The 23077-nt window shown below is 40.8% G+C and carries 21 protein-coding genes; 1 reads left to right on the plus strand and 20 read right to left on the minus strand.

The window, feature by feature from the left end:
- Positions 1 to 224: 224 nt before the first annotated feature.
- The 3 genes from ACVRYP_RS02660 to ACVRYP_RS02670 are packed head-to-tail and all read right to left on the minus strand — an operon-like array spanning position 225 to position 2910.
- Positions 225 to 1082 carry a shikimate dehydrogenase gene (locus ACVRYP_RS02660; protein ID WP_447467229.1) on the minus strand — a complete coding sequence of 286 codons (858 nt, stop codon included), beginning with the start codon at positions 1080 to 1082 and terminating at the stop codon, positions 225 to 227.
- Positions 1072 to 1749, minus strand: a complete 678-nt coding sequence (gene aroD, locus ACVRYP_RS02665; RefSeq protein ID WP_447467230.1) for a type I 3-dehydroquinate dehydratase — start codon at positions 1747 to 1749, stop codon at positions 1072 to 1074. The genes ACVRYP_RS02660 and aroD overlap by 11 nt, the downstream gene beginning before the upstream one ends.
- A gap of 3 nt (positions 1750 to 1752) precedes the next feature.
- Positions 1753 to 2910, minus strand: coding sequence for a class I SAM-dependent rRNA methyltransferase (locus tag ACVRYP_RS02670; RefSeq protein WP_447467231.1), 1158 nt, complete (start codon positions 2908 to 2910; stop codon positions 1753 to 1755).
- A 130-nt stretch (positions 2911 to 3040) separates the two neighbouring features.
- On the opposite strand from ACVRYP_RS02670, the gene ACVRYP_RS02675 reads away from it, so the two are divergent.
- Positions 3041 to 5257 (plus strand): LTA synthase family protein, encoded by a 2217-nt coding sequence (locus tag ACVRYP_RS02675; RefSeq protein WP_447467232.1) that lies wholly within the window; start codon positions 3041 to 3043, stop codon positions 5255 to 5257.
- 92 nt (positions 5258 to 5349) lie between these two features.
- Here the strand turns inward: ACVRYP_RS02675 and ACVRYP_RS02680 are convergent, their stop codons facing one another.
- The 17 genes from ACVRYP_RS02680 to ACVRYP_RS02760 all read right to left on the minus strand — a co-directional run bounded on the left by ACVRYP_RS02680 (position 5350) and on the right by ACVRYP_RS02760 (position 22892).
- Positions 5350 to 6654, minus strand: coding sequence for a CitMHS family transporter (locus ACVRYP_RS02680; protein ID WP_447467233.1), 1305 nt, complete (start codon positions 6652 to 6654; stop codon positions 5350 to 5352).
- Between the two features lie 245 nt (positions 6655 to 6899).
- Entirely contained in the window at positions 6900 to 7901 is a 1002-nt protein-coding gene (locus ACVRYP_RS02685) for an isocitrate/isopropylmalate dehydrogenase family protein (RefSeq protein WP_447467234.1), read from the minus strand.
- Positions 7902 to 8237: 336 nt separating this feature from the next.
- Positions 8238 to 8870: a V-type ATP synthase subunit D gene (locus ACVRYP_RS02690; RefSeq protein ID WP_447467235.1), complete on the minus strand. Its 633-nt coding sequence runs from the start codon at positions 8868 to 8870 to the stop codon at positions 8238 to 8240.
- A gap of 77 nt (positions 8871 to 8947) precedes the next feature.
- Positions 8948 to 10348 carry a V-type ATP synthase subunit B gene (locus ACVRYP_RS02695; protein WP_447467236.1) on the minus strand — a complete coding sequence of 467 codons (1401 nt, stop codon included), beginning with the start codon at positions 10346 to 10348 and terminating at the stop codon, positions 8948 to 8950.
- Entirely contained in the window at positions 10335 to 12125 is a 1791-nt protein-coding gene (locus ACVRYP_RS02700) for a V-type ATP synthase subunit A (protein ID WP_447467237.1), read from the minus strand. Before ACVRYP_RS02700 ends, ACVRYP_RS02695 begins: the two co-directional genes overlap by 14 nt.
- A gap of 285 nt (positions 12126 to 12410) precedes the next feature.
- Entirely contained in the window at positions 12411 to 12731 is a 321-nt protein-coding gene (locus tag ACVRYP_RS02705; RefSeq protein WP_447467238.1) for a V-type ATP synthase subunit F, read from the minus strand.
- Positions 12721 to 13731 (minus strand): V-type ATPase subunit, encoded by a 1011-nt coding sequence (locus ACVRYP_RS02710; RefSeq protein WP_447467239.1) that lies wholly within the window; start codon positions 13729 to 13731, stop codon positions 12721 to 12723. Before ACVRYP_RS02710 ends, ACVRYP_RS02705 begins: the two co-directional genes overlap by 11 nt.
- A 12-nt stretch (positions 13732 to 13743) precedes the next feature.
- Entirely contained in the window at positions 13744 to 14325 is a 582-nt protein-coding gene (locus ACVRYP_RS02715) for a hypothetical protein (protein ID WP_447467240.1), read from the minus strand.
- A gap of 26 nt (positions 14326 to 14351) precedes the next feature.
- A complete protein-coding gene (locus ACVRYP_RS02720; protein WP_447467241.1) occupies positions 14352 to 14831 on the minus strand; it encodes a V-type ATP synthase subunit K in 480 nt (159 codons plus the stop codon).
- Complete coding sequence (locus tag ACVRYP_RS02725; protein WP_447467242.1) at positions 14832 to 16841, minus strand: V-type ATP synthase subunit I; 2010 nt, start codon at positions 16839 to 16841, stop codon at positions 14832 to 14834.
- Positions 16831 to 17154 carry a hypothetical protein gene (locus tag ACVRYP_RS02730; protein ID WP_447467243.1) on the minus strand — a complete coding sequence of 108 codons (324 nt, stop codon included), beginning with the start codon at positions 17152 to 17154 and terminating at the stop codon, positions 16831 to 16833. The genes ACVRYP_RS02725 and ACVRYP_RS02730 overlap by 11 nt, the downstream gene beginning before the upstream one ends.
- Before the next feature lie 307 nt (positions 17155 to 17461).
- Positions 17462 to 18058, minus strand: a complete 597-nt coding sequence (gene yihA, locus ACVRYP_RS02735; protein WP_447467244.1) for a ribosome biogenesis GTP-binding protein YihA/YsxC — start codon at positions 18056 to 18058, stop codon at positions 17462 to 17464.
- A 58-nt stretch (positions 18059 to 18116) separates the two neighbouring features.
- Positions 18117 to 19349 carry an ATP-dependent Clp protease ATP-binding subunit ClpX gene (clpX, locus tag ACVRYP_RS02740; protein WP_447467245.1) on the minus strand — a complete coding sequence of 411 codons (1233 nt, stop codon included), beginning with the start codon at positions 19347 to 19349 and terminating at the stop codon, positions 18117 to 18119.
- A 213-nt stretch (positions 19350 to 19562) separates the two neighbouring features.
- A complete protein-coding gene (locus tag ACVRYP_RS02745) occupies positions 19563 to 20072 on the minus strand; it encodes a dihydrofolate reductase (protein ID WP_447467246.1) in 510 nt (169 codons plus the stop codon).
- A 91-nt stretch (positions 20073 to 20163) separates the two neighbouring features.
- The gene (locus ACVRYP_RS02750) at positions 20164 to 21003 is read right to left on the minus strand and encodes a thymidylate synthase (RefSeq protein ID WP_447467247.1); all 840 of its coding nucleotides are present in this window, start codon (positions 21001 to 21003) and stop codon (positions 20164 to 20166) included.
- Positions 21004 to 21076: 73 nt separating this feature from the next.
- Complete coding sequence (locus ACVRYP_RS02755) at positions 21077 to 22462, minus strand: SLC13 family permease (RefSeq protein WP_447467248.1); 1386 nt, start codon at positions 22460 to 22462, stop codon at positions 21077 to 21079.
- Positions 22463 to 22514: 52 nt separating this feature from the next.
- Positions 22515 to 22892 (minus strand): PaaI family thioesterase, encoded by a 378-nt coding sequence (locus ACVRYP_RS02760; protein WP_447467326.1) that lies wholly within the window; start codon positions 22890 to 22892, stop codon positions 22515 to 22517.
- Positions 22893 to 23077 lie beyond the last annotated feature (185 nt).

Genomic DNA, 23077 nt, shown 5'->3' on the forward strand with positions numbered 1-23077 from the left:
TACAGATTGCACGAACGACGAGCAAGGAATCTATCTCACTCGTCATGGTAAGCAGTGAAGCCAGCAAAAACTTTTGAAGGCTTGTTGCCTGACTCCCCCAAAAATTTTAAGAGGACTACTGGATTAATGGTCCCGATTGGAACAGATCAGGATTGGGTGAGGACTCTGTCTCTCAGTCATTTGGTACCGAATATAGAAAGACCCTAGGGTTGGCATCCTAGGTCCTATGTTTTGACCAAGTCTTCAAGTTTGGGCCAAATCACATCAACGGGCATAGACTGACCAGTCCAGAGTTCAAAGGCTATTGCTGCTTGATAAAGCAACATTCCCAGTCCGTTGACAGCACTCAAACCTTCTTGTCTGGCTCGTTTAAGCAACGGTGTTTCAAAGGGTTGGTAGATAATATCTGCCACCAAAAGGTTAGAAGGAAGGGAAATCTCATCTGGCAAGGGATTGCTGGTAGCGTCCATGCCAAGGCTAGTTGCATTGACCAATAGGGACGACTGATTAATAGCCTCTTGAAGAGCAACCAAGTCCTCTAGTGCCGTCACAGTGATGTAAACGCCCGTCTCCTCCATAATGGCCTGCAAGCTTGCAATTGTTTTGGCAACTGATTTGGCACGACTGAAGACATGGATAGCCTCAGCGCCGTCTAATGCTGCCTGAGCTATAATAGCCAGACCTGCCCCACCAGCACCAATCAAGGTCATTTCCTGACCTGTGACAGAATACTCTCTAAGGCTGGCAAAAAAACCTCTACCATCCGTATTATGACCGATGAGCTTGCCATTTTGATTAACAACAGTATTGACTGCTCCAATCACCTTTGCTTCGAGGGTAAGATCATCAAGGAATGGGATGACGGCAGTCTTGTATGGCATGGACAGGTTAATCCCAAACATATTATAACGGCGAATGTTTTCAATTGTTGCTGGTAAGTCACCCTCAGGAATTTCCCAAGCCACATAAACACCATTAACGCCAGTAGTCTCAAAAGCCATATTGTGAATGAATGGCGATAAACTATGTCTAATAGGGTCAGCCACAACTGCTGCTAATCTTGTATATCCATCAATCTTCATTTAAAATATCTCTGATTTTAACCATGTCTTTCAGGTCAACTTGGCCAGGTGCGGAAGGGTTATCCACACAGGCAAATGTCCAAGAAGAACCTGTCAATATTGATGAAAAGCGAGTAATGCGACCAAGCTTCCCCATAGACATGGTAGCAAAATTCTGCTCTGGATTAAGTCCCTTAAATCCCCGTGTGAAGTTCATCAAATCAAGCACATCTTGTTCTCGTTTAGGAGTTACAGCTAACTTAACCATCTTAGGAGCCAAAGCTGTCATATCAGACATAATTTCCATTAAGTTATCAGGAGTCTTTTCAAAATTATGGTAACTTAACACCAAGTTTGAACAATCAAGCATTTGATCAAATACTTCTCGATAGGAGAAATATTCAAAGTCAAGATAATCAGGTTGGTACAATTGGTTAATTTCCTTAAGTAAGTCAACATAGGCTTGAGCGTCTATTGTAATATGGCCACCTTCTCTTGCTGTTCTTAGCGTAAAGATGACTTCTCGACCCACAAACTTTTCAAAGACTGCTGGAGCCACACGTAATATCTCTTCTTTTGGTAAATAATCTGCTCGCCATTCAATCAAGTCTGCTTGTTCATAACGTGATAAATCGAGCTGTTCAATTTCTTCGAGTGATGTCGGCATAATTGGTACGACAATTTGCATAGTTTAAATCCTAATGGTAAATACTTTTAAGTAATTACTGCTTTCGTCTTTTTTATTCGTTTGAAAATCATAAGGTAATTGGTGAAGAGTCACATAGTCATGTGAACGATCTCCAAATCCTTTTTCAATTTGCTCTTTAAATTTTTTTAAACTCAAATTAGAGGCATTTGTGGAGGCTATAATAAGTCCTCCTGGCTGCAATATCTCAATACTTTCTGTTACTAACTTGTGGTAATCTTTAGCAACTGAAAAGGTCTTTTTATTGTTGCGAGCGAAACTCGGTGGATCTAAGATGATAACATCAAATGTTAAGCCATGCCGTTTAGCATACTTAAAATAAGAAAACACATCCATAACAACCAATTGGTGGTTCTCTAAATCTAGTCCATTCGCTTCAAAATGAGCTTGAGAGAGTTCTCTACTTCGTTTCGCTAAATCAACTGAAGTCGTTTCAGCGGCGCCCCCCATAGCAGCTGCCACTGAGAATGCTGCCGTATAGGAAAAGAGATTAAGAACTTTTTTCCCAGAAGCAAGACCATCTACTAGACAACCTCTCACGTCATGCTGATCTAAGAATATCCCAGTCATCAAGCCGTCGTTTAAGAAAACTTGGTAAGACACTCCATTTTCCAAAATTAAAAAGGTTTCAGGAGCCTCTTGGCCAAAAATATGCCGACTGTCATAATCAGGTCCTTTAAAGCGTATTTTTTCATAACTTCCTTTTACTTGGGGAATGGCTTTATGAAAGGCCTTAATAATCAGCTCTCTTTGGCTATAGATAAACTCATTATACCATGAAAAGACTGAATATTCACCATAGAGATCTATGGACAGCCCGCCAAGACCATCGCCGTCTTGGTTAAACAAGCGATAGGCCGTAGTCGATTGATCAGCATGGTAAAATTGTCTCTTTTCCCAAGCTTGACGAAATAGGGTTTCATAGAATTGGGCATCTATTTGAACAGGTTCTCGACTTATGACCCAGCCACCGCCTTTATTTTGCTGGGAGAGATAGCCAATGCCTAAAAATTCTCCATTGCCATTACGGATATCCACCCAAGTATTATCAAGGGATTGGTCAGCTATATCTCTAGAATCTATCAAATGAATCCCACTTAAGAGTTTGCGTTCAGCGCCTTGCCTCAAGCTAATTTTCTTCATATTTAGAAGTATATCAAAATCTCCTTATTTTCTCAAAACATAGGTGAATCTTAGCCATTTTTTCAAAATATGTTATAATTTTAAAAGAGAAATTAAGATTTTAGGAAAAAGATATGATAAGGACAGTATTGTGAAAACTTTTTTTAAAAACTTAAGGCAAATTATCAGTACGAGACTCGGGTTAGTTCTAAGCCTTGTCTTTTTGGTTTGGTTAAAAACGATCATTGCCTACTATTTTGTCTTTGATTTAGATCTTGGAGGCATCTACCAGCATTTTATCGCCCTTATAAGTCCAGTGGCTACAACTCTGTTTTTCCTGGGTTTAGCCCTTTATATTAAGAACACTAAAGCATTTTATATCATCGTCTCGCTATTGTATACTATAGTTTTTGCTTGGCTATTTTCAAATGTGATCTATTTTAGAGAGTTTAGTGACTTTATCACGGTGAACACGATGTTAGCATCCTCTAGCGTCTCTGCTGGTCTAGGTGAAGCTGCGGTAAAACTGTTTCGCTTCGTTGACCTAATCTTTCTTTTTGATTTCTTTTTATTCGGCTATCTTATTTATAGGAAAAAAATCTCTGCAGACGAACGACCTTTTGATAAGAGATCTAGCTTTGCTGTCACCGCTCTCTCCGTTATGCTATTTTCAGTCAATCTTTTTTTAGCTGAAATTGATCGCCCTGAATTATTAAGTCGTGGCTTCTCTAATAGTTATATTGTAAGAGCCTTAGGGCCAAATGCCTTCCTAGCTTATAGTGCTAATCAGACCTACAGTGCTCGGCAAGATAGGGCTGGAGCTACAGAAGAGGATCTTATTCCAGTTGAGGCTTACGTGTCAGAAAACTATGCTAAACCCAATCCTGATTATTATGGAATAGCTAAAGGACGTAACGTCATCTATGTCCATCTGGAGAGTTTCCAACAGTTTTTGATTGACTATCAGTTGGAAAGTGAGGGAGAATCTTATGAAGTTACTCCTTTCTTAAACTCTCTTTACCATTCCGAACAAACTCTATCGTTTTCAAACTTTTTCAACCAGGTCAAGGCTGGCAAAACGTCTGATTCCGAAACACTGCTCGATACGGGTCTCTTTGGGTTGTCACAAGGTTCCTTTATGGTGACCTACGGAGGCACTAACACTCAAGTCGCAGCTCCCAACATCCTCTCACAATTAGAGGGCTACAGCAGTGCCGTCTTCCATGGTAATGCTGGAACATTTTGGAATAGAAATCAAACATATAAACAATGGGGTTACCAATACTTTTTTGATGCGTCCTATTTTTCAAAACAAACGAGTGAAAACTCCTTCCAGTATGGTCTAAATGATAAGGTCATGCTAAAAGACTCCATTGAGTACTTGGAACATCTCCAACAACCTTTTTACACCAAATACATCACAGTATCTAATCACTATCCTTATACAACAAGTTTGGTTGGTGACGAGGTTGGATTTCCTCTGGCTGAGACTGAAGATGAAACTATAAACGGCTATTTTGCAACAGCAAACTACTTAGATGCAGCTGTCGAAGCTTTTTTCAATTACCTCAAAGAGACAGGATTGTACGATAATTCAATCATCATCCTTTATGGGGATCATTATGGTATTTCCAATTCGAGGAACCCAAGACTAGCGCCATTGATTGGGGAAAATTCCGAAACCTGGTCTCCATACGACAATGCCATGTTACAGCGCGTTCCGTATATGATCCATATTCCGGGCATATCTAATGGCAAAATCATTGACACTTATGCTGGTCAAGTCGATGCCTTACCAACCCTATTGCATTTATTAGGTATTGATTCGAGCAAGTACCTCCAAGTTGGTCAAGATGCTCTATCACCAGACCATAAGCAGGTTGTCGCTCTTCGAACCTCTGGTTACTTTATTACTCCTACTTATACGAGTTATGGGGGGCGTAATTACTACACTGAGTCAGGTGAGGAAATCACAGTTCCTGATGAGAGCACGACAGAAGCTATTCAAGAAGCTAGAGATGTTGCGACTCTGCAGTTGACCACCTCAGATGCTATTCAAACTGGAGATTTATTACGCTTTTATAAAGACAGTGGTCTCGAGAAATTAGACCTGACTAAGATTTCTTACCAAAATTCTCTTGAACAGGAACTAGCTCTTGAAAAAGAATTGGGTAGCGCTTCGACCAGCCTTTATAGTCAGAACGGTAACAAGTCAACCATAGACCTCTTTAATGCTCCGACTTATAAGGCTCTACATCCTGAACAATTTGAACCTAAGGAAGACTCGGAAACTTCTCAATCTAGTTCGGAAACCGAGGAATCTAGCTCTTCAGAAGAGGGTAGTAACTCGCCCACTTCTAATCCGTAATAACAATTTATGATGAAAGCAAAAAGCTTAACCGCTTTTCCAGTTAACATTGGAAAAATCGGTTAAGCTTTTTTGCAACCCATTGACAAGACTTAGGCAATCACTCCTATCAGGAGACTAAAAATCAGCATGAGAATCCCAACAATCCATAATGGAATAAAACTATAGCGAATGTGTTCTTTGAGCTCCACACCAGCTAGTGCAGTTGCTAAATAAGTTGCTGGCACCATCGGACTGATGAGTAAGGAAAGGTTTTTCGTAATCAGCATGGCAGTTCCCATCGTTAAAGGTGCAATGCTGTAATTTTCTCCTATTTCAATGGCCAAGGGCATCAAACCATAGAAATAAGAATCCGTTCCAAGCATTGTTCCTAATGGGAATCCTAAGACTCCCATAATCAGATCAAGGTGTCTTGCTAAGAATGGTGGAATGATTTTCAATAATGGAATGGCCATCGCTTCTAGCATACCGCTTTGTCCTAAAATCCCAACCATGATACCTGCTGCAAGCATCACGGCAGAAACATCCAGTGCTGCTGCGGCATGGGCTTTAATCCGTTCTTTTTGATCCTTAACATTTGGGTAGTTAACCATGAGTGCTAAGGCACACCCCCACATAAAGACGAAATAAGCTGGAAATTTATCCCAAAGCAGTACAAGAAGAACCACCAGGGTTAAGAGAAAGTTGAACCAGATCAGCTTAGGACGGTGCAAAGGATTTTCTGACGTTTCGGTTTGCTCTTTTGGAGAATCATTAGCTACTAAAACGTCCTGTTGAGTTTGATAATGCTTCTTCTCTCTCAATATCATGATAATTGCTAGCCCAATCGTCATGAATACTCCTAAAATCTGTATCGGAATCAATAATTGCCAAAGGTCATTGGCTTCCATTTCAAGAACGGCAGCAGCTCGTGCGACCGGTCCTCCCCATGGTAATAAATTCATGACACCCATACCGCAAGCGGTAATTAAAATAAGCAATTGAGGACGAATATTTAACTTCTGATACAGAGGCAAGAGGGCTGGGACAGTAATTAGTACTGTGGTAACAGTTGCCCCATCAAGGTGAGAAAAAACAGCAACAATAGCTGTAACGACTGCAACTAAAACAATATGATCCTGTGACTTTTTAACCAACCGATTGACAACCGCATCAAACATCCCCGTATCTGCTAAGACACCAAAAAAGGTTACTGAAAAGATAAAGAGAATTGCCATATTGCTGACGGTACCAATACCACTCTCGATAAAAGCAACGACTTCTTCGATATTGAATCCTGCTAAAAAAGCAGCGATCGTTGGGACGGTGATAAAGACCACCATCGGTGTCACTTTCCCCTTAAACAGCAGGAAAATAATGGTGATTAACATTAAAAATCCAATAAGTGCTAATTGCATTCAAATACTCCTATTCTTTCGACGTAAAATCCTGAACTCGTAAATAGCATCCATTTGTAGCATATATATCCAACATTAAGAATTAATCTCTCCGATATTTTAAGTCTAACTGACTTAAAATATCTACGCTTATGATTGCCAACAAATAAGATTATGTCTGTTTTTGACACTTTATTAGGCCTTTCTAAATCTAAGGAAATCTTTACGAGATTTTATTTTGACAAAATATTTTTTCAACGAAGTTATTAAAGGTAACTGATAACTTTTTGAGTAAAGGCAGTCGTTGTCAACTGCCCACCTAAATCAGCTGTTCGATTTTTAGATTGGGAAACTGTTTTTAAAACAGCATTTTCAATCTGACGGGCATAATCAGACAGCCCCATGTAATCGAGCATATTGATTCCTGAATAGATAAGTGCTAGTGGATTAGCCTTATCTTGGCCAGCAATATCAGGTGCTGAACCATGGACTGCTTCAAAAATAGCTAACTCATCTCCCAAATTAGCACCAGGTGCTATTCCTAATCCTCCTACTAATCCTGCACAAAGGTCAGATAGAATATCACCATATAAATTCATCGTCACAATGACCTGAAAACGCTCTGGATTAGTCACCAGCTGTAAACACATATTATCCACAATGAGCTCTTCAACGGTAATGTCTGGATAAGAAGCTGCGACCTCTCTCGCAGTCTCTAAAAACAAGCCATCCGTTAGTTTTAAGATATTAGCTTTATGGACAACTGTTACTTTAGTTTTTCCATGTTTTTTGGCATGTTCAAAAGCTGATTTTAAGATGCGCTCACTGCCTTGTTTCGTGATTCTTTTAATAGCAACAGCACTATTGTGATCATCCGTTTCATAATGTTCCTCACCAATATAGAGACCTTCTGTATTTTCACGGAAAATGATCAAATCGATATCTTGATACCGTGTTGTCAGACCAGGAATACTTTTGACTGGCCGAACATTTGCATATAAGTCATATTTTTTTCGGAGTGAAACATTGATACTTCTAAATCCTTGCCCAATTGGGGTTGTAATAGGACCCTTTAAAGCAATTTTGTTTTCTTCTATTTTCTGATAAACATTGTCTGGAATTAATGAACCAGTCTGATCTAAAATGGCTTGTCCAGCTTCAACTTGGTCAAATTGAATCGGAACTTTTGCAGCTGCAAAAATCTCCTTTAAAGATTCTGTAATCTCTGGACCAATCCCATCACCTGGAATTAAAGTTACTTTTTGCATGGTTTCCTCCTTTTTTAAGTTAGTTGTCATTATATCTAAAGTTGTTTTAATTGTCAATATTTTCTGAAAATAATAACTATTAATCAGTAGTTTCCGAATGATTTTCAATAAATAATACTCAAATAAAATCAAAATCTGATAATGCATGCTAATTTTCCAAGTGTTTGAGTTGTAACCAATTCTCCAAACTATTAACAAAGAGATGATAACAGTTTAGCTTATCATCGCTGACAACAAACAAGCAAACCTATCTTTCGGCATTCAGATTTTGATGTTAAATGTAAATAATAGGATAGGAATAGCCTTGAAACTACAAAAAAGAGATAACCAAGTAGGCTATCCCATGTCTTTAACCTTCATCATGCGAACGACATTAGCCCGTTCTGCTTCTTCGAGTTTCATCTCGATATAATGAATGGTCTCTTGGAGTTGCGGAATGGTTGAATATTCCAGGCCATTAACACGGCGGCGTGTTTTTTCGATCTCATCAGCCATAAGCTGGCAAGATTTTTCAATCTCGGCCAAACGCAACAACTTGTACAATGAATCTTCTATTTGCTCAATAGCAGCGTCCATTTGAGAATTAGAAGCAAGGTAACTGTATACCACATCTCCCTCGTCATCTCCATAAGGATTATTGACAGTCATGTGCATGCGTGGTACATTAACACTCATGATATTTTCTGTTTCAATATGAAGATCGACTGTTTTAGTAGGGACAGCAAAGATTTGTTCAACCATTTTGTCATTTTCGAGAGACTTAGCCAAGACAAAATCCTGCATACTGTCTACCATACCTGCTTCGACTTCTTGACGCAGACGGTTGTTTTCACGAATCAATTCGATAAACCGCCGCATCAATTCATCCCGCTTATCTTTGAGCAATTTATGGCCTCGGATGGCGGTTTTCAAGCGGTCCTTAAGACGGCTCAACTCCATCCGAGTTGGTTTGACGTTTAAGCGTGCCATCGTTTGTCCTCCATCTGGAGAGAAACTGAAATGAATTCTTGCAAACTCATCTCAAAAATTTCTATCTCCTGCTCTTTCTAAGCGTCTTCTTTAGCAGTCGCTGTGCTAGGCAAGTATTGGTCAATCATTTCATCCTTAATTCGTTTCAACTCAGTACGAGGCAAGATAGAAAGGAGTTCCCAGCCCAAATCAAGGGTTTCTTGAATCGTACGGTTGGTTTGGAAACCTTGGTTGATGTACTCTTTTTCAAAACGGTCGGTGAATTTCACATAGAGTTTATCTGTTTCAGACAAGGCAGATTCTCCGAGAACGACCGCCAATTCCTTGGCTTGTTTCCCTTGGGCATATGCCGCAAAGAGCTGGTTCATGGTTGCCGCATGGTCTCCGCGTGTCTTACCTTCACCAGACCCCTTGTCTTTCAGACGAGATAGGGAAGGTAAAACGTTAATCGGTGGACGGTAACCACTGTTGTAGAGGTCACGGGACAGGATAATCTGTCCTTCTGTGATATAACCAGTCAAATCAGGAATGGGATGCGTAATGTCATCCTCAGGCATAGACAGAATTGGAATCTGTGTCACTGAGCCTTTTTTACCAACCAAGCGTCCTGCACGCTCATAAAGCGTAGACAAGTTGGTGTAAAGGTAACCTGGATACCCACGACGTCCTGGAACCTCACGACGGGCCGCAGAGACTTCCCGAAGGGCCTCACAGTAGTTGGTCATATCGGTCATGATAACAAGAACGTGCATGTCTTTTTCATAAGCCAGATATTCTGCTGTTGTCAAGGCGATACGCGGAGTCGCAATACGCTCAATCGCTGGGTCATTGGCCAAGTTCACAAAGAGAACCGAACGGTCAATGGCTCCTGTCTCACGCAAGTCATTCATGAAGAATTCAGCTTCCTCAAAGGTAATCCCCATGGCTGCAAAGACTACGGCAAAGTTTTCTTCGGAGTTCAAAACGGTTGCTTGACGAGCAATCTGAGCAGCCAATTCCTTGTGGGGAAGACCTGAACCAGAGAACACTGGCAGTTTTTGACCACGAACAAGTGTGTTCAGATGGTCAATGGCTGAAATTCCTGTCTGGATAAACTCATCCGGATAGTCTCGAGCTACAGGGTTAATGGCTTGTCCATCAATATCCAAGAATTTTTCAGGAATCAAGTCTGGCCCACCGTCAATAGGTTTACCCATCCCGTTAAAGATACGGCCAACCATATCTTCTGATACGGGTAATTCCAAAGGACGACCTGTAAAGCGCACTTTAGCCTGCTCAAGGTTAATCCCGCTTGATCCTTCAAAAAGTTGGACCATAGCCTTGTCTTCCTGGACTTCTAGGACTTGTCCTTGACGGGTTTCGCCATTATGCAACTTAATTTGAACGAGCTCGTTGTAACGAACCCCTTCGACCTGATCGACAATCATCAAGGGGCCAACAACTTCACTGACGGTCCGATATTCTTTAATAACCTTCATGTGTTACCCCTCCTTGTGCGACAATTTCATGCAGCGTTGTTTTAATTTTTTCTGTTAAGCCTTCAATCTCTTCGATACGGTCTTCAGAGATAAATTTGCTACGGGCAATACGGTCACGCAATTCAACGGTACCATCCATAATCTCTGTGAAGTAGGCACCGAGTTCCAAGGCACGGTTAGCTTCATCATCAAAGAGTAAGATATTAGTCAGTAAAGCAACCTGTTTGCGGAACGATGTATAGGTATCCACGTCATCAAAGGCATTTTGTTGTAAATAGTCTTCACGAATCATACGTGCAGCATTCATGGTCAAACGATCACGTTCTGAGAGGGAATCAATACCAACCAAACGAACGATTTCTTGCAATTCGCTTTCCTTTTGGAGGATATTCATAGCCTTTGTGACCTTCTCAGCCCACTGCATGTTTTCACGATCGTTAATGTACTGACCAATCTCATCGAGATAGAGCGAGTAAGAGCTGAGCCAGTTAATGGCTGGGAAGTGACGGCGTTGCGCAAGCGGTGCATCTAGCCCCCAGAAGACTTTAACAATACGAAGGGTATTCTGTGTAACAGGTTCTGAAATATCCCCCCCTGGAGGTGATACGGCACCAATGGCTGTAACCGTTCCTTCACGACCTTCACTACCAAGAGTAATAACTCGACCGGCCCGCTCATAGTACTCAGCGATACGACTACCGAGATAGGCTGGGTATCCTTCATCCCCTGGCATTTCTTCCAGACGCCCTGACATTTCACGCAGGGCTTCCGCCCAACGTGAGGTTGAGTCCGCCATGATAGCCACGTTATAACCCATATCGCGGAAATACTCTGCAATCGTAATACCGGTATAGATAGAGGCCTCACGAGCTGCAACGGGCATATTAGACGTGTTAGCGATTAAGACTGTACGCGCCATGATGGATTGTCCTGTTGCAGGGTCAATCAACTCTGGAAATTCGTTTAGTACATCGGTCATCTCATTCCCACGTTCACCACAACCAACATAGATAACAATATCCACGTTCGCAAATTTAGCGATTTGGTGCTGAACGACGGTTTTACCGGCACCAAATGGTCCTGGGACAGCCGCCGCGCCACCTTTGGTAACTGGGAAGAAGGTATCAATAACCCGCTGACCAGTGACCATAGGTTCTACCGGAATTAATTTTTGAGCAATCGGACGTCCGCGACGAACTGGCCATTTCTGCATCAAGGTTCCTTGATAGGTCTGACCATTAGGTTGAGCAATTTCGTAGATAACTTCCTCGACAGTGAAGTCACCTTCTAAAATGCTAGTGATAGTCCCTTCAACTTGGTAAGGCACCATGATGCGGTGTTCAACCACTTCTGTTTCCTGAACCGTTCCTAGAATATCTCCAGCAACAACTTGGTCTCCAACAGCTAAGCTAGGTTTGAAGGTCCATTTGGTTTCACGGTCCAAGTTTGGCAACTCAACCCCACGAATCAAGAAGTCAGAATCAGTAACTTCTTTGAAACTTTCCAACGGACGTTGAATCCCATCGAACATCTGAGCAATCAGACCAGGACCCAATTCCACCGAAAGTGGACTGCCAGTTGTTATCACTGGCTCACCTGGCCGTAGACCAGAGGTTTCTTCATAAACCTGAATGGACGCTTCATCGCGACGCATTTCAATAATTTCACCAATCAAGCCCAAATCACCGACACGGCAAATGTCTTGAATATTGGCTTCCTGCATGCCAGAAGCAATCACTAAGGGACCTGAAACTTTAATAATTTTACCTTGGCTCAAGTTTTCCCCTCCTTGTATAAGATATGAGAGCGTTAAAAAAGCGAATGAAAAATGAAAAACAGGACGATGTGTCAGCAGACACAAGGAGTGTTATGAATTTTTCCAAGCTTTTAGCTCGAATTCAGTTCAAATAAGATATGAGGCCGTTAAGCGAGTCAAGCGAGAACAGGAGTTTTGACGAAGAACGAAAACGTTCTAGTAAAAACTATCTTTTTCGCAAAACTCGTAGGCCGAATTCAGTTCAATAAGATATGAGGCCGTAGTGTCACTATGACGACCTTTTGGTTAAAGTATATTCTGTCCAACAGCTTTTTCAACATTATCCTGCACACGTTGAATTCCTAATCCTAGACTTCCCTTATGGGTTGGCAATAGGATAACAGCAGGGGTTAGTTGACTGTCATAATAGTTAAGCGTCTCAGGAATTTCGGTTGCAATATCTTCTGTTAGGTAGATAATACCGTAGTCTTCCCGTGCTAATTTACGAAGTGTGTTAACAGCTTGCTGAGGTTCCGTTACTGGAAAAGTTTGAAAACCAATCATTCGAAAAGGCAGGATGGCGTCACGGTTCCCAACGATACCAATTTTATAGGTTTTACTGGCCATAGACAGGTCTCATCCTTTCTTTTAAAAGTTCTGGGCTAAGGTCGTTGCTGCGTCCCGTTAAGATTAAGCGAAGATTTTTGACTTCAAGCTCTTTCCCCCAGATATAGCGAGCCAGAGGAAGTGGTCCTTGCGTTTCAAATCGTCCCTGCTCTAAAACTTGGAAGCGTAATAAATCCATCAAGTATTCCAAGTCTACTGCTGAAATCTCAGCCTGAGCCAGAGCATTTTCAAAGTCTTTGGTAGAGAGATCGAAACTATTTGGATAAACTTGGTTGAACCAGGCGAGAAGAGATTGATCAGCATATAGTTTCAAGTATTCACGGGCTTTCATGAGAGCGTCTTCTGACAGAAGCTGGCGCATGAAACTGCGTGGCTTGTCTTGATTGAGTCCTCTCTTCACCGTAATCACATTATAAAAGTCAATAGTGAGCGTTGCAAATGCTTTAAGTTCAGCTATGTCCAGTTCTTCTGCCAAAATCCTCAAGTGCTTAAAATAAGCCATGTCCATTCCAATGTCCAAAATACGCATATCTTGATAATCTTGGAACTCTAGCCAAGTAGCCGATACTTCTTCAACCATGATGCTCGGACACGCCTCACTGGTCAAAGTTGTCACCAAGTGCTCTATGATATCGCGAGAATAACGACCAATGGGCAACAGCAATTCCGTTAAATCTGTTTGAGTCGCACGAGCCTTGAGAAGCACTTTCAGGTTGTGGTAGGTATAACGAAGGGCAAAGAGTTGCACCACTTCTTCAACTGGTGTTTCCTCAAAAGCAAACCGATACTCTTCCGCCAACTGCTTCATCAAAGCAGCCTCAATCTGATTAGGATCAGCCAGACTTTCCTTGTCTAACTTATAATCCGTCTCCTGTAAAATCAAAGCCATCCGCTCTCTGTCTTCCACAGATAAGAGCTGTTCAAACTGGTCTTTTGTAACCATTCGTGCTTCACGCACACTAATAGCCGTATTGACTTGTGAAAATAGGCTTGCATCCATATGAAGCACCTCCTATTCCGTTTGAAAAATTTCAGAAGCTAAACGATAACTTTCCGATTCCCAAATTTCTTGCACCAAAGTACTGTATAGGTAATTGTCATCTACCTTTCCGTCTGAGACCACAAATCCAGCCTCATTTGGTACACGTTCATTAGCAAAAGTCACTTGTGGAAATTCTTGACTAAGTGCCTGCCAAGTCGCTTCTGAAAAGGTATCAGCTGTTCTTTGGCCAACCTGTACTGTAACAGCTTGAGGATAGTTGGCCATAAGCGTTTTAAAGAAAGCTACTTGATCAGCTTCAGGCCAGTTCGCCATCTTGTCTTGTGCCGCTATGAAAAGTTCTTTTAGAACCTCTTGCTTGGTCACTAGAGTCGATTGGCGAGCCTTATTTTCTAATTGTTGCAAATCCCTTTGTTTATGACGATTAATCTCTCCTAGACGATTGCGACGAATGGCTTCTTTTTCTAATATTAACTGCTCTTTTTTCTTATCAAAATCTACTTGGATTTTTTCTTTTGAAGCTGCAAGATTGAGGCGGCCTTTTTCATGCGACTGCGCCATTACAGATGCCTTCAGTCCTGTCATATCTGACATATTAGACCCTCCTTTTTTAAAATGGTTTATCCTACTCGGAGAACTAACATGAACGATACAACGAAGGCTAAGATAGCGTACGTTTCAACCATGGCAGAAAGGATAGCCCCTTTCATAAACTCCTCGGGACGTTTGGCCAAGATTTGCATACCACCAACCGCAACATTACCTTGGTGCTTTGCTGAGGCGTATCCGACGATAGCAATTGGTAAAGTAGCAAATAAGTATGCTAAACCATCTTGAACAGCTAAGTCCGCTGGCATAGAAAAGAGTATGAACATTCCGATAACAAAGCCATAAAGGCCTTGCGTACCAGGCAAGAGTTGTAAAAGCAAAGCCTGCACGAATTTTTCAGGTTGCTCTTTTAAAAGCGCTGTTGCAGCTTGACCAGCCTTACCAACACCGTAGGCAGACCCCATACCACTGAGAGATACGGCTAACACAATACCAAGACTGGCAAAGAAGATGCCACCATATGTTGAGAAATAAGACGCTAAGTGTTCCATTTATTTGTCCTCCAAATGAACTTTTTTAATATCAAAATATTTTTCAGCAGGCTTTAAGGGATTAAAGGCACGACCGCCTCCCTCGTAAAACTTACCAAAGAACTCGACGAACATGAGACGAGCCCCATGTACATAACCAGAAAGCAAGGAGAGTCCGATGTTGATAGCATGTAGTCCTAAAAACAATAGAATCCCGATACTAAAGCGAGCCAAAACAGGTAGCATACCAACAATCATATTAAAGGCTGCCCCAATACTCGCTCCTGACACTCCTAGTGCCATGAGACGCGTAAAACTAACCAAATCACTGACATAGCTCGTTGCGTTATACAAATTATAAAGACCAGATCCCAAACCTGCAAGGCTCTTAGCAGCAATAACTGAAACGACTAAAATGCCTACAGCGTTTATAATAGCCAGCCATTTACCAATCGATGCCAAAACGGCCATGTTTGGAATCATCATACCGATAATGACTAGTAGAATACCGATTAGAATCAACAACCACGCAAAACCAGAATTATAGGCTTCAGCATACTCTTTCATCCTTATCTTTTGGCGACCACTCAAGAATAGACCTGTTAAAACCGTGATAAAACCAAAGGCAACCGATAAAATTAAGATGGTCATAACATCATTGGTTGTACTCAGGAGCTGCATCGGCAGTTCAAAAGCGAAAAATGAGCCATAGACCAATCCCCAAAGTCCAACCGAAATTCCTAGGGCATTAAAGAATTTTAGGAAACGCTTGGTCCCAGGTGCGAGAGTAAAGAACTTAAGCGCCAAACCTGTTATGAGGAACATGAGCAGACCATAACCTAAGTCAGCCACCATCATTCCAAAGAAAGTGAAATAAAATGGTGCCAAGTAAGGAGTTGGGTCTTTTTCATAATATTTAGGGAGTGAATACATCTCCGTAATCATTTCAAAAGGCTCTACCATTGGATGATTGGTCAGCTTGATAGGAACATTATTCCAATCGTCTTTCGTTACTTCACTACTTATCAGTAAAATACTGTCTCCATATTTGTCCTGTAAATCCTGTTTAAAAATCGGTAATTCAGCAGACTCAATCCACCCCTCTAGTGCCACGAGATTCTGACTGGTCGCTAATTTCTTCTTAGCGACCTCACGCGTGTGACGGTTAGTGACAGCTTCTAACTCTAGCTCAAGCTGTTCTAAGCTGGTTTGAGCATCTCGCAGTTGATGCTTGATTTCAGAAACCCTCGCTTGAAGAAGATTCCTTGCGACATCAAATTCCTTGAGCTGTTCGGCCGGGATCAAACTGTAGGCGTATTCTAAAGGTTTAAAGAGAAAGTCATCTAAGTTAAGTAATTCACGCCCTTCTTCACGGGGGTGAAGGAAGAGAATCACACCATATTCTGTTTCAGACCGAAAAACTTCCTGATAATCAATGCCTTCTGCCTTTTGAAGCCGCCTGAGGTAATGGTTGTCCTCAGTATTTGGAATGGTTCCAATCAGAGCTTTGATATGCTTGAACTGACTGAGCTCTTGAGGAGTTGTCTCCAGTTTTTCCCACTTAGCAACTTCTGTATAGTTTGCTTCTAACTTTTGAAGTTGTTCCTGTAAGCTATCGTGCTCTTTAAAGAGTGAGCGAATTTTCTTAAGGAAATTTTCTTCAAGACTCTCGCGTCCCTGAATTTCAACAGCCGAAAAATCTAAAACACGGCGCTTTTGGCGAAGACTGGCTATCAAGCCTTGCTGAGGCAGAAAGGCTTTTAATTGTGCAATAGCTATTTCCAGTTTTTGCTGACGCTTTAAAAAATAGGCCAGCGCTTCCTCGCCCGCAAGCATCCCTTGACTACTCTGATCATAAGGAGTTGCTTCTGCCAACTGAACTTGATTGTTAGAGAAAGCTTCCTGCCAAGACTCTTCCTGTCCTAGGTCACGCACTTCCACATGCCTCAAGTCCTGCATGGTCACAAGAACATTGTCCAGATGATCCTTTGGCAGAATCAGAGACAACTTCTGCATTTGACTAATGGCCATAATTTGCCACCACCTTATCTACGATGGCCTGGACCAAGTCATCTTTTTTATCTGTCAAGGCTTCCCGCACAGCAGCTTCATTTTGAGCAATGGTGGCTTGAATCTCTTGACGCAAGGTATCTATTTCTTGCTCAGCAAGAGCTTTCAAATTGGAAACTTCCGTCTGAGTATCACGATCGTATTGTGCCGCGATATCAGCCAAATCTTTTTCAGCAGCTTCTCTTAAGCCAGCAATCTCTTGCTCATAACTATCCAAGACAGCTTGCGCTTCCATTTCAATCTCTTGCATCATTGCTAATGTTGCATTTGCCATAAACTCCTCCCTTCTTCGTCCGTCCTAATTTTCTAAAATTAAAACTATCTGTATACCATTTTAACATATTTTTTGGAGAATGTGGGGCTGAAATATAAGTGCTTTGGCCCGTATCTCCCTTTTTATCACGAAAACGATTCCACAGAAATCGTTTATTAAATATGAAGAAAAGTACCCGTTTTTTAGCTGAAAAATTTTTTGAAAAAAATTAAAAAATTCAGTTAAAAAATGTACTGAGCACAAAAAGTTAGATTTTTTCCATCTAACTTTTGAGGTGCTGTTCAAAACAGATTTTCAAGTATTTATTTTAGGAAATTCCAGTAGCAGAAAGAATAGCTTCCCAAGAAGCATCGACCCCTTCTTTTGTCACTGATGAAAATGCAATAAAGGTATCTGTTGAATCAAATTGCAGTTTCTTCTTAATAATAGATTCTTGTTTGTTCCATTTTCCTCTTGGAATTTTATCCGCTTTAGTTGCCACTACAATAACAGGAATCTCATAATATTTCAGAAACTCGTACATCTGAATATCATCAGCAGTTGGTTCGTGACGCATATCAACAAGGCTTACTACCGCACGTAAATTCTCTCGGGTTGTTAAATACTCTTCGATCATCTTACCCCATTTGGCACGTTCTGTTTTAGAAACTTTGGCATAGCCATAGCCTGGAACATCCACAAATCTCAGTTGGTCATCGATATTGTAAAAGTTTAAATGTTGTGTTTTTCCTGGTTTACTAGAGGTTCTAGCTAAATTTTTTCGATTAAGAATTCCGTTGATAAAGCTTGATTTTCCAACATTAGAGCGACCAGCCATGGCGATTTCAGGGAGATCATCAGCTGGATACTGGGCTTGTGACACAGCAGATAAGACAATCTCTGCATTATGAATATTTACAGGCATTATATTTCCTTTCTTAACTTGAAAAAGTCCGAAAGGCTGAGCAATCGGACCTAAGTCGTTAGGCAGTTTCTAAAATGGGTTTATCACTACCTTCAACAGCAGCTTTGGTAATGCGAACCACTTTGACATCGGTTTGACTAGGGACTTCAAACATGACATCCATCATAGTTTCCTCGATAATCGAACGCAAACCACGCGCTCCAGTCTTACGGGCCAAGGCTTTTTCGGCAATAGCTTGTAAGGCATCTTCTTCAAAAACTAATTCAACATCATCATAAGAAAGAAGGGTTTGGTATTGTTTAACCAATGCATTTCGCGGTTCTCTCAAAATACGAACCAGATCATCAACTGTTAGTTGCTCAAGTGCTGCAAAGACAGGCAAGCGCCCAATTAATTCTGGAATAATACCGAACTTTTGAATATCATCTGCTTCAATAGCTTGCATGTATGAAGCTTTTTCGTTAATGGCTTTGTTGTTGTGGCCAAAACCGATAACTTTCTCACCTAACCGTTGCTTAACAATTTCTTCAATCCCATCAAACGCCCCACCTACGATAAAGAGGATGTTTTGCGTGTTGACCTGAATCATTTCTTGGTTCGGATGCTTACGGCCACCTTGAGGAGGTACACTTGCTACAGTACCCTCAATGATTTTAAGGAGGGCTTGCTGAACCCCTTCACCAGAGACATCACGTGTGATGGAGACATTCTCACCTTTTTTGGCAATCTTATCAATCTCATCGACGTAGATAATCCCTCGCTCCGCACGTTCGATGTTAAAATCAGAAGCCTGAAGCAATTTTAAAAGGATATTTTCAACGTCTTCCCCAACATATCCCGCCTCAGTCAGGGCAGTCGCATCAGCAATAGCAAAGGGCACATTTAGACTTCGGGCTAAGGTTTGAGCCAAAAAGGTTTTTCCAGATCCAGTTGGGCCAATCATCAGGATGTTTGATTTCTGCAAATCAACCTCTTGACCGTCGTCCTTGCTGTGTTGGAAATTAATGCGTTTATAGTGATTGTAGACAGCGACAGCTAACGTTCGTTTGGCTTTATCCTGCCCGATCACATAGTGATTTAGAATAGCTAAAAGTTCTTGCGGTTTTGGAACTTCTGATAAGTCTGCCAAAACTTCTTCTGCCATTTCTTCGCGAATAATTTCTTGTGCTAGTTCTACACATTCATTACAGATAAAAACATTATTTCCTGCGATGATTTTTTGGACTTCGTCTTGGTTTTTGCCACAGAAGGAACAATAAACCATCATTTCATTTTTTTTATTGGCTGGCATGATTCTCTATCTTTCTATTTTTAAGATCAGGAGTTTGTGCTTAAAACAGGGTATTGTAAAAAGCATGGATACTATTAACTAAGTTGGTAAAGGCATTAAGTAAAAAAATAATTCCTAAACCTGTGCGTTTTTTTCGAAACGCCTGCATGGCACATAAGACACAGATGCCACATAAAAAAGCGGTGAATACACCAAAAACACTTCTTTGCATGTCTATCCTTTTCTTGCCATGACTCTTACCTTAAAATCATAGGCATTTTTTTCATTTTTTGGAAAATGGGTCAGGCTAACAGTCTCAAATCCAGTCCAATCGAAATTTTCTGGAAAGTAGGTGTCTCCCTCAAAAACGCCATCAATCTCTGTCTTGATGACTTCGTCGATATAGGGAGAAAAGAGGGCATAAATCTCAGCCCCTCCAGTGATAAATAAGTTTTTATCTTGGCCCTGATACCAGTTTATAACATCGTCTAACTCATTAAACACGAGAACATTAGGATGATCAACACTATACTCATTATCTCTTGTCAAAATGAGATTGGTTCTGCCTGGCAAAACGCGCCGTCCCATGCCATCAAATGTCTTGCGTCCCATAAGGATACTGTGACCCATAGTTGTTTGCTTAAAATGGGTCAAATCAGCTGGCAAAGACCAAGGGAGTCCCATGTCGTTTCCGATTAATTGGTTTTGATCCTCAGCCCAGATAGCCGCCATTTTTTTGCTCATCAGTCGATCTCCTAGGACTTTTTATCTAATCTCATTGTATCAAAAATACGTTAAAAAAGCACTTAGGAACTCATCCTATGGCTTTTTGAAATTAAATAGCAAGATCAAAACGTAATTGAGGTTTTACGGGCTGGTAATCCAGAAGTTCAAAATCCTCTGGCTTTATATCAAAGAAATTTGTTTTATCTGGCACATTGAGCACTAAACGTGGTTGACATTCTGAAGGTTCACGGCGCAAAAGTTCTTCAGCTTGTTCAAATTGATTGTCATAAATGTGGAGATTATTAATGAAATAAAAAAATTTCCCGACTTGCCATCCAAAGTGTTTGGCAATCATCATTTGAAGAGCCACATATTGCATAGCATTGATATGGTGGGCAACCAGCATATCATTAGACCGTTGCGTCAAGGTTGCATCAAGATATATTTCTCCATCCACACGCCTCACATCAAACATGGTTTGAAAAGCACAAGGCAAAAGCCCTTCTGACTGTTCAAAGGCCTCATAGTCCCAAAGCGAAATGACATTGCGACGATTCCAAGGGTTCTCTTCCAACTGCTTGAGCAGTTTACCAATAATATTATGCTTTTTCACAATGGCACCATAGCGCTCACCGATTGCTCCAGTATCTCCAACTTCCCAATCGTTCCAATACTTGACACCGTATTTATCATTTAGAACAGAAAGGTCATTGGTCTGGTCTTGATAAATCCAAAAAATTTCTTTGATAGCTGATTTAATTGCAATCGGCCTCAAAGTTGTAATGGGAAACTCACCTTTACTAAGGTCATAGCTTGCAAAAGAACCTGTTATATACTTGGAGTTAGCCGGTTTACCGTCTTTATACTTTGGACGTGCTTGTTCCGACCAAACACCTTCGTTAAGAATCTTTGAAATATTTTCCTTAAAAATCACATCTGCTTTTGTCATAGCTTCATTGTAACAAAAAGCCTATAAAACTGCACAAAAAAAACACAGTAAAAAACTGTGCTTTTGAATAAGTCTAGTTAAGCCAACCAAGGAATCGCCACCAAGGAAAATAAACACATCCAACCATAAGAGGAGCCACAAGTGACATGGCCAATCCATACCGAAGCATCACTTTTTCAGAGTAATACTGACGTCCCGTCCCAATCATAAGGGTGGCATGATGAAAGGGCAGGAGATAGTGGGTATTGACCAGAATGTAAACCATTAATAGAATGACTACACCAGAGTATCCACCACTTTCCATCATAGGAAAAAGCAAGGGCAAAACGACCGACATAGTTGCTACGGCTGATCCTATAGCCATGTGCATCAACATGACAATCCCCATAACGATAGCCAAATACATTGGTGTTTGAGCATTAGGCAACATTCTTTGTAAGTGTTCGAAAACAATTCCAGTGATGCCACTTTGGCCGAGTACTTTTCCAATGCTAAATATCGTCACTAAAAATAATAAGAAATGTGGATTTAATTGACCCCAGTCTGACTTTTTCAAGATGCCTGTTGCAAAAAAAACCAGGACCACTATCGCCGTTCCAACCCAGGCTGGGATTCCGTGATAGCTCTCTGTCTGCCAGACAATGAGCAGACAGACCATGGAAACGATGGCAATCCATGTTGCATAAGGATTTTCCGAATTTTCTGGCTTTGTTTTAGTTAATGATAGTTGGTTTTTATGAAATGATCCCAATTGCTTTTTAAAAAGAATGTAGATAGAGGCAATAGATAGAAGAATAAAGAAGATGGTAGGTACTGCCATTAAAGTGAACCACTGAGTAAATCCTAACTGACTGCTTATCTCTTGACCGGCAAATGCGAGTGCAGAGCCATTGAGTAGAATTTCGCCATTTGGAAAAAACATGTAGCCCATAATAACACCTATAAAGGCATTAAATAGATAAATTGGTTTACTTTCTAACTGCTCTACTGAATCAGAAGGTAACATGGCTTGAAAAAGCGTTCCAACAATGATGACTCGGGCAAACCCCTGAGGAATTAAGAACACGAGCACTATCCCTAAGAGATAAGGAAATAAAAGAAAGAGAAAAAGACTGTTAGTAAAGGGAGAAATAATTTTTTCAATCAAAAGATGAATGACATTGGAATGCATTAACCCTACACTTAGTAAAGTCGTGGTGATAATGAGAAGATTGGTGTCTGACCAGGCGAATTCAAAAATATTGCTAGCAGGCGTTTCACCAAAAACCAAAAAACTCCCTAGCAAAAAAAGACAGGCAACTGGCTTATGAACAGCTTCTGTTGCCCATACAGCAAAGGTTACCAATAGACTTGCAAAAAGAAAAACTTGTTTTACTTCCAAATTTAATGGGTTCCAGAGGCTAAACCCTAAAACCATCAGTACTATCAAGCTAAGGGGCCTATACTTTATTTTTGCCATCTCACTCACTCTTATCATAATTAATCAACTATAAAAAAAATTATCTAAGATTCTATTTACTTGTCACAAACATGGTGAAAGTTGCCTTAGCTACATCTTCCTTGTTTTGGTTAATGACTGTGACATCAATTACTTTAGTCTTTTTCCCATCATGGACGCAAAGACCATCAATGACGAGGCTATCTCCTAATTTTCCGGATTTAAGATAATTAATATTGGATTGCAGGGTCACACTCTCAGCTCCCATCGACATAGAAACCAAGCCACTAATCTGATCACACAGTGTAAAGATATATCCACCATGGGCAAAGCCGTAATAGTTAAGAGACTTATCTACCACCTCAGTCGCTACAACGACATGTCCACGATCATAGGACACCATTTCAAAATTCTCAAATACACGAATTTCATGCAAATGATTGTCGTTCATCATTTTTTAATTCCCCCAATCTTTTAATGAGATTATATCATCTTTTTAAAAAACTAAATAATAAATAGACTGCACTAGCCGTTTCTATTATTTTGAGCACCCCTAAAACTCATCAGAATTTTCTTAAAGCATTCAACTATATAGAGTAGACATCCATATCCTTTATTTAGTTTTTACTCTTTTTA

The sequence above is a fragment of the Streptococcus rifensis genome (genome assembly GCF_053203525.1).